We start from the raw sequence: 7,708 nt of genomic DNA on the forward strand, positions 1-7,708 counted from the left end.
CGACCCGCCGCACGAGGGCGACGGCCGCCCCGCGGTCGAGGGCGTCCCCGTCCGGCGCGCCCAGGCTCCAGGCGACGCCGGCGCTGGTGGTGGCGACCGCCCGGGCCCCGGCGGCGGCCACGATCCGGGCACTCGCCGCGTCCCAGGCGTTGACGAGGACCAGCGGCGAGCCGGCGGTGTGCAGCGAACGGAAGAGCTCTGCGCTCAGGTGTTGATCAGTCACCCGGCCAGTCTGGGGCCGTCCCGCCGCCGGCAGTATCGTTTCAGTCCCAGCTGAATCGACGGAGGACGCCCTGGTCGCCATCGGTCTGTCGGCGCGCGGCGTCGCCCGGATCCGCTTCGCCGTCTCCTGCCTCTGGGAGGTGGCGGCCAGCATCCGGGTGCTGCGCGACCCCGGCGAGCACGCGATCCACCTGCCATGGGCCCGCCGGGTGCGGCCGCGCCTGGTCGAGGCCGGGCTGGTCGGTCCCGACGCCGGGCTGCTCTGGCACCTGGTGCCGCCCGCCCCCGGCTACCTCGCGGACTTTCTCACCCCGCCACCGGCCGGCCTCTCCCCCGACCTCGCCGCCGAGCTGGCGGCGCTGCGGTCCACCCCGGCCGCGACCGTACGCGCGCACCTGGCCCACTATCCCCCGGACCGCGCGCCGGCGCTGGCCGCCCTGCGCGCCGACCCGCAGGCCGGGCTGCGCCGGCTGGCGGAGGAGATCGAGGCGTACTGGCGGATCGCCCTGGCGCCGGACTGGCCCCGCATCCGGGTGCTGCTCGACGCCGAGGTGTTCGCCCGGGCCCACCGGCTGGCCGAGGACGGCGCCGCCGGACTCCTCAACGACCTGCACGAGCGGGTCAGGTGGGAGGACGACACCCTGCTGATCGCCCAGCGGCACTGCGCCGCACCCGACGTGCCCGAGGGCGGGGCGCTCGTCCTCGTCCCGTCGGTCTTCGTCTGGCCGTCGGTGCTCAGCATCGCCGGCGACACCCCGCAGCTCGCGTACCCGGCCCGCGGGCTCGGCGCGCTCTGGGAGCGACCGGCGGCGACCCCGGACGCGCTGGCCGCGGTGCTCGGGCGGGGCCGGGCCCAACTGTTGACCGCGCTGGCCGCGCCGACCTGCGGCACCGAACTGGCCCGGCGCACCGGGATGTCGCGGGCGGGGGTGTCCCAGCACCTCACCGCGCTGCGGGCCGCCGGGCTGGTGGCCACCCACCGGCAGGGCAGGACGCTGCTCAGCGTCCGGACCGACCTCGCCGAGGCGCTGCTCTCCGCGTCGGCCTGACCTGCCGTCGCCGGATCGGACGTGCGAAAGGCGGCACGGCTGCCGACCGTCGCCGGGTCGGACATGCGAAAAGGCTGGTCACCGGGGTTCCGATGACCAGCCTTTTCGATCTGGTGGGCGATACTGGGTTTGAACCAGTGACCTCTTCCGTGTCAAGGAAGCGCGCTCCCACTGCGCCAATCGCCCGCGCCTGTTACCGAGGTGGGGACGGGATTTGAACCCGCGTACACGGCTTTGCAGGCCGTTGCCTCGCCTCTCGGCCACCCCACCGAGGTTGCCCCCGTCATGCGTGGCGGCAGCTCCGAGCGGACGACGGGATTCGAACCCGCGACCCTCACCTTGGCAAGGTGATGCGCTACCAGCTGCGCTACGTCCGCTTGTCTCCGGCGTTCCCCGGTGACGGATGAGAACTTTAGCCGAGCCGGCGAGCGGTTGCCAAATCGGGGGCCTTGCCGGCGGGTCGCGCCGACCGGGTACACCTCTCCGGCGTCCTAGGAACCTGCGCCACCCGGCCCCGACCAGCCGCTCGGGCCGGGCGCGCCGTACGGACCGGAGCCGCAGGGGTGCGACGCCCCGGCGGCCCGACACCGACGGACTCCGCTGCCCGAGTGGCCCGTCGAACCCGGTGGGCAACTGTCCGACTTCCGACTGCCCGCGCTCGACCGGCCGCTTTGGTGACTGCTCGTGTGCAAACGGATGGGCTACGGTAACCGGCGTGACGAGACGTGCGGCCGAAATCCGCCTGGATGCCCTGTTGCGCACGGCCTGTGACGTGATCGTGGAACGCGGTCTGGCCAACACCCGCACGGCCGACGTGGCGCAGGCCGCCGGGGTGAGCCAGGCGCTCGTCTTCTACCATTTCGCCACCAAGGACCGGCTGCTCGCGCAGGCGTTCGCGTACGCCGTGGAGCAGGACCTGGCCCGGCTGGACGCGGTGATGCGGTCCAGCGCGTCACCGCTGACCAAGCTGCGGCGGATCTTGAAGCTGTACACCCCGGCCGGCCGGGCGACGTCCTGGTCCCTGTGGATCGACGGCTGGGCGGAGTCGCTGCGCACCCCGGAGCTGGAGAAGGTCTCCCGCCGGCTCGACCTGCGCTGGCGGGAGGACCTGGCCAGCGTGATCTCCGACGGGGTCGCCGACGGCACCTTCGAGTGCGCCGACCCGGCCGGCGCCGCGTGGCGGATCAGCGCGGTGATGGACGGGCTGGCGGTGCAGTTCGCGGTGCACGACCGGGTGATCTCCCGCCGGCAGTTCACCGACTGGATCCGCCTGGTGGCCGCCCGCGAGCTGGGGCTGGCTCCGCAACAGCTCGACTGACCGCCGCCCACCGCGACACCCGACCGGCCACACCAGCGCCGAAGCCGGCAAAACTACTCATTCCCCCCGGGTCAGCCGGAACAATCGGCGGCATGGACCTGCTGGAGACGTACCGCCGAAGCCTGGCCGAGTTCATCGACCGGGTGGAGCAGGTCGGGCCCGGGCAGTGGTCGGACCCGACCCCCTGCCCCGGGTGGGACGTCCGGGCGCTGGTCAACCACGTGGTGAGCGAGGACCGCTGGAGCGTCGCGCTGCTCGCCGGCCGGACGATCGAGGAGGTCGGCGACCGCTACGACGGCGACCAGCTCGGCCAGGAGCCGGCGGGTGCGGCGCGGGAGGCGGCGGCCCAGGCGGAACTGGCCTTCACCCGTCCGACGGCGCTGGAGGGCACCGTGCAGCTCTCCAGCGGCGAGACCCCGGCCGACGAGTACCTGCACCAGCTCATCGCCGAGCACCTGATCCACGGGTGGGACCTGGCGGTGGCGATCGGCGCGGAACCGCGGTTGGACGCCGACGCGGTCGCCGAGTGCGCCCGGTGGTTCGCCGAACGGAACGCCGACTACCAGCGCGGCGGGCTGGTCCGGCCGGGGACCGACGTGCCGGCCGACGCCGACGAGCAGGACCGCCTCGTCGCCGCCTTCGGCCGCGACCCCGACTGGGCGCCGTAGCGGAACGCCGCACACCGGGCGCCCTCGGGCCGTACCCGGACGGGCGCCGACCGGACGCCGGGAAGAGGCGGCCGGTCGGCGCGGCCGTCAGCCGGCGTACGACTCGGGGGTGGCCGCGGGGCGGCGGCGCTGGCGCTCCAGCAGCCGGCGCCGGGCCGGCGGGTGGATGTTGGCCCGCTCCAGGTCGCCGCCGTAGTGGGCGATCACCCGGTGGTCCATCACCCGCCGCCAGAGCGGTGGCACCAGCGCGGCGACGACCATGCTGGCGTAGCCGGCGGGCAGCTGCGGCGAGGCGTCGAAGCTGCGCAGCGTCTGGTAGCGGCGCAGCGGGTTGGCGTGGTGGTCGCTGTGCCGCTGGAGCTGGAAGAGGAAGACGTTGGTGACCGTGCGGTCGCTGTTCCAGCTGTGCCGGGGGTCGACCTTCTCGTAGCGGCCGGCCGGAGTACGCCGCCGGGCCAGCCCGTAGTGCTCCAGGTAGTTGACCGCCTCCAGCAGGGAGAACCCGACCACCGCCTGGAGCAGCAGGAACGGCAGCACCACCGGGCCGAACGCGACGACCAGCGCGGCGCTGAGCGCCACGGTCATCGCCCAGGCGTTGAGGATGTCGTTGCGCCAGGTCCACGGGCTGCGGCCCCGGATGCGGAACCGGCCAGTCTCCAGCCGCCAGGCCGAGCGCAGGCTGCCCCAGACGGTACGCGGCCAGAACGCCCAGAAGCTCTCGCCGAGCCGGGAGCTGGCCGGATCCTCGGGGGTGGCGACCCGGGTGTGGTGACCCCGGTTGTGCTCCACGTAGAAGTGCCCGTAGCCGGTCGGGGCGAGCGCCACCTTGGACAGCCAGCGCTCCGCCGTCTCCCGCTTGTGACCCAGCTCGTGGGCGGTGTTGATGGCGATGCCGTTGACCACCCCGACGGTGGCGACCAGCCCGGCTGCGCCGAGCGGGGACAGGTCGCCGCCGGCCCACACGGCGCAGCAGAGCACCAGGGCGGCGTACTGCGCGGGCAGGTAGAGGTAGGTCAGCCAGCGGTAGTAGCCGTCGGCCGACAGGCGGGGCACCGCCTCGTCCGGCGGGTTGCGCCGGTCGTCGCCGATCAGCAGGTCGACCACCGGGATCAGCCCGAAGACGAAGGCGGGGGTGAGCCACCAGGCCCACCCGCCGCCGGTGGCCCGCCAGACGGCCCACCCGAGGAAGGGCAGCGCCGGGACGAGCAGCGCCAGCGGCCAGAGCGGCTTGCGCGTGTCGCGCCAGGGGGCGGGGGTGACGGTCGCTGCGGGGTCGACGGCCATGGCGGACCTCCGATCTGTCGCGGTCTCCCCCGACTGTGGCAGCCGTCACGCCGTTTTACAAGTGCTCCGGATTTGTAAAGTTGAATCATCTCGATCCGTCACCCTCGCGGCGCCTTGAGGGGCCGCGCCCCTTGTTCGCGTCAGACCGGGCTGGTATTCACAGATGCGCATGCGTCACCGCGCTGCACCGGGCCGGCGGAACGCCGGCCACCCCGCTCCCACGAGGAGGTCCCGTGCCACACCCGGAGTGGACACCCTGGATGAGCCGGCGTCGACGCCGGCTCTTCCCCGTCCTGGCGGCGACCGCACTGGTCACCGCGCTGCTCCCCGCCGGCCCCGCCGCCGCCGCACCCACCGGCGGCGCCTCCGCCGAGCGGCGCTCCGGCACGTTCGCCGAGGGGCACGAACACGCCGACGTCGACAACCGGGCAGGCACCGTCACGCCCGACGCCCGGCAACGCGGGCTGGCCCGCAGGGCCGACGAGGACGTCCGGTGGAACCGGCTCGGCACCCCGCCCGCGCTCGGCCCCGGCCGGGCGCCGCTCGCCACCGGCCTGCCCACCGACCCGGAGGCCGCCGCCCGCGCGTACCTCACCGGACAGCGGAACCTCTTCGGCCTCGACGCCGCCGCCGTCCGCGCGATGGACCGGCTGCTGGTCCGGCCGATCGGCGACGGCGCCGTGGTCACCCTGCGGCAGCGCTTCGGCGACCTGCCCGCCGGGCACGACGGCCTGGTCACCGTCGCGGTCACCGCCGGCACGGTCGTCGCGGTCAGCTCCTCGCTCTCCCGGGACACCGCCGCGCCCGCGCCGGCCACCCTCACCGAGGAGCAGGCGTACGCGGCGGCGCTCGCCGACGCCGATCTGGACGCCGGCGCGGTCCGCAGCCACAGTGTCCGGTCGGTCGCCGTGCCCACCCCGCTGGACGGGCCCCGGGCGGCGTACGAGGTGACCCTGATCGGCGCGGACACCGACCACCCGGAGGCGTTCACCACGTACGTCGACGGGATCACCGGCCAGGTGCTGGTCCGCGAGGACCTCGTCGACTTCGACTCCGACAACCCGAGCTGGGCGGTCTTCCCGGCCACCCCGCCCAGCGACCTGGCGCCCGGGCAGGACCCCCGGGTGCGCTGGTGCGGCGACCCGTCACCGGGCTGCGCGGCGGCCTTCCGCGACCCGGCCACCGGCCAGCCGTGGGACGTCGACGCGGCCACCGGCACGCCGACGTACACCTCGCGCGGCAACTCGGCCAACACGGTGCTCTCCTGGGGCGCCGGCACCCCGGTCGTCCCGGCCACCCCGAGCCCGGAGCGCCGCTACGACTACCCGTTCACCGACCAGTGGCACCAGGCCCGCTGCAACCCGGAGGTGTTCACCTCGGCGCGGCGCAACGACGCCGACGCGGCGATCGGCAACCTCTTCGCCATGCACAACCGGATGCACGACTGGGCCTGGCACCTCGGCTTCACCGAGGCGAGCTGGAACCTCCAGGCGGTCAACCTGACCCCGAGCGGGCTCGGCGGCGACGCCGAGCAGGGCCGCGCCCAGCAGGGCGCGCTGAGCGGCAACCGGAACAACGCCAACCAGAACAGCCCGCGCGACGGGCTGCCGCCGACCACCAACATGTACCTGTGGCAGCCGCAGGCCGGCGGGCCGTACCCGCCCTGCGTGGACGGCGACTACGACATGACGGTGATCGGGCACGAGTACACCCACGCCATCACCAACCGGATGATCGCCGGCCCGGACAGCGGCATCGGCGGCCACCAGGGCGGGTCGATGGGCGAGTCGTGGAGCGACCTGCTGGCCGCGGAGTACCTGTTCCAGCACAACCTGCGCGCCCCCGGTGAGACGCCCTTCGTCACCGGCGGGTACGTCACCGGCAACCTGGTCAGCGGCATCCGCAACCACGACTTCAGCCGCAGCCCGCTGAACTACTCCGACGTCGGCTACAACACCGCCGGTCCCGCCGTGCACGCCGACGGCGAGATCTGGAGCGCCACCAACTTCCGGATCCGCTCCGCCCTGGTGCAGCGGTACGGCGTCGGCACGCCGCAGCGGCAGCTCGACTGCGCGCTGGGCAGGGTCGCGGTGGAGCAGTGCCCGGGCAACCGGCGCTGGTCGCAGCTGGTTTTCGACTCGTTCCTGCTCCAGGCGGCGAGCCAGGTGAGCATGCTGGACATGCGGGACAACATGCTCACCGCGGACCTGCTCCGCTTCGGCGGGGCCAACCAGGAACTGATCTGGGCCGAGTTCGCCCGTTCCGGGATGGGCCGGGACGCCGCCACCAACGGCGCCTCCGACACCGACCCCACGCCGAGCTTCGCCGCCCCGCAGGGCGGCAACGCGACGCTCACCCTGCGCCCCAAGGGCGACAGCGCCGACGCGCCGATCCGGGTGTACGTCGGGGCGTACGAGGCGCGGGCGGTCCCGGTGGCCGACACCGACCCGGCGACGGCGCTGCCCGACCGGATCGAACTGGTGCCGGGGACGTACCAGCTGCTCGCCGTCGCGCCCGGCTTCGGCCACCAGCGGCTCACCGTGGTCGCCGAGGCGGACGGGGAGGGCTACGTCGACCTGCGGATGAGCCGCAACCTCGCCTCGACGGCGTCCGGCGCCGTCATCACCGGCGACGGGGTCAACCTGGACCGGATCGCCGACGACACCGAGTCGACCAACTGGGCATCGCTGGACGGGGTGGCCGGCCGGCAGGTCACCGTGGCGCTGCCCGGCGACGCGCCGCAGGTGGTGAAGCGGGTGAACGTCAGCGCCATGCTGCGCCCGTCGATCACCGGCGACGTCGACACGGGCAGCCAGAACGCGCTCAGCGCGCTGCGCTCGTTCGCGGTGTCGGCCTGCAACGCGGCGACCACCGACTGCGCGGATCCGGCGAACTGGCGGCGGATCCACACCAGCGCGGCGGACGCGTTCCCGGGCGGGGCGTACCGGGCGTACGTGCGGGACCTCAACCTGCGCTCGTTCCCGGTGCCCACCACCCTCGCCACGAACCTGCGGCTGGAGGTACTGACCAGCCAGTGCACCGGCGGCCCGCACTACGCCGGCGAGCAGGACGACGACCCGGCCACCACCACCGACTGCGCGACGGCCAGCCCGGCGCGTACCCAGGTGCGGATCGCCGAGTTCCAGGCGTTCTCGAAGTGAGGCGTC

6 protein-coding genes and 3 tRNA genes are annotated in these 7,708 nt (G+C 74.2%); 4 read left to right on the forward strand and 5 right to left on the reverse strand.

What is annotated here, in order from left to right:
- Positions 1 to 223, reverse strand: a 223-nt coding sequence (locus NCC78_RS24120) for an isocitrate lyase/phosphoenolpyruvate mutase family protein (RefSeq protein WP_250797230.1), incomplete at its 3' end; no start/stop codon positions are given.
- Between the two features lie 139 nt (positions 224 to 362).
- Here NCC78_RS24120 and NCC78_RS24125 point away from each other — a divergent pair.
- Positions 363 to 1,271, forward strand: coding sequence for an ArsR family transcriptional regulator (locus NCC78_RS24125; RefSeq protein ID WP_250797231.1), 909 nt, complete (start codon positions 363 to 365; stop codon positions 1,269 to 1,271).
- Between the two features lie 111 nt (positions 1,272 to 1,382).
- On the opposite strand, the gene NCC78_RS24130 is transcribed toward NCC78_RS24125, so the two are convergent.
- The 3 genes from NCC78_RS24130 to NCC78_RS24140 all read right to left on the reverse strand — a co-directional run bounded on the left by NCC78_RS24130 (position 1,383) and on the right by NCC78_RS24140 (position 1,648).
- Positions 1,383 to 1,457 (reverse strand) — tRNA-Val (locus NCC78_RS24130).
- 13 nt (positions 1,458 to 1,470) lie between these two features.
- Positions 1,471 to 1,541, reverse strand: a tRNA-Cys gene (locus NCC78_RS24135).
- A 34-nt stretch (positions 1,542 to 1,575) separates the two neighbouring features.
- Positions 1,576 to 1,648, reverse strand: a tRNA-Gly gene (locus NCC78_RS24140).
- A gap of 338 nt (positions 1,649 to 1,986) precedes the next feature.
- Here NCC78_RS24140 and NCC78_RS24145 point away from each other — a divergent pair.
- Both NCC78_RS24145 and NCC78_RS24150 read left to right on the forward strand, forming a co-directional pair.
- Positions 1,987 to 2,589, forward strand: coding sequence for a TetR/AcrR family transcriptional regulator (locus NCC78_RS24145; protein WP_250797232.1), 603 nt, complete (start codon positions 1,987 to 1,989; stop codon positions 2,587 to 2,589).
- Positions 2,590 to 2,681: 92 nt separating this feature from the next.
- Positions 2,682 to 3,257, forward strand: a complete 576-nt coding sequence (locus NCC78_RS24150; RefSeq protein WP_250797233.1) for a TIGR03086 family metal-binding protein — start codon at positions 2,682 to 2,684, stop codon at positions 3,255 to 3,257.
- Positions 3,258 to 3,344: 87 nt separating this feature from the next.
- Here the strand turns inward: NCC78_RS24150 and NCC78_RS24155 are convergent, their stop codons facing one another.
- Positions 3,345 to 4,541, reverse strand: coding sequence for an alkane 1-monooxygenase (locus NCC78_RS24155; protein WP_250797235.1), 1,197 nt, complete (start codon positions 4,539 to 4,541; stop codon positions 3,345 to 3,347).
- 233 nt (positions 4,542 to 4,774) lie between these two features.
- Between NCC78_RS24155 and NCC78_RS24160 the strand changes: the two genes are divergently transcribed.
- Entirely contained in the window at positions 4,775 to 7,702 is a 2,928-nt protein-coding gene (locus NCC78_RS24160) for a M36 family metallopeptidase (protein WP_250797236.1), read from the forward strand.
- The last annotated feature ends 6 nt before the right edge of the window (positions 7,703 to 7,708 follow it).

This window comes from Micromonospora phytophila (assembly GCF_023656545.1).
Taxonomy (GTDB): Bacteria; Actinomycetota; Actinomycetes; order Mycobacteriales; family Micromonosporaceae; genus Micromonospora; species Micromonospora phytophila.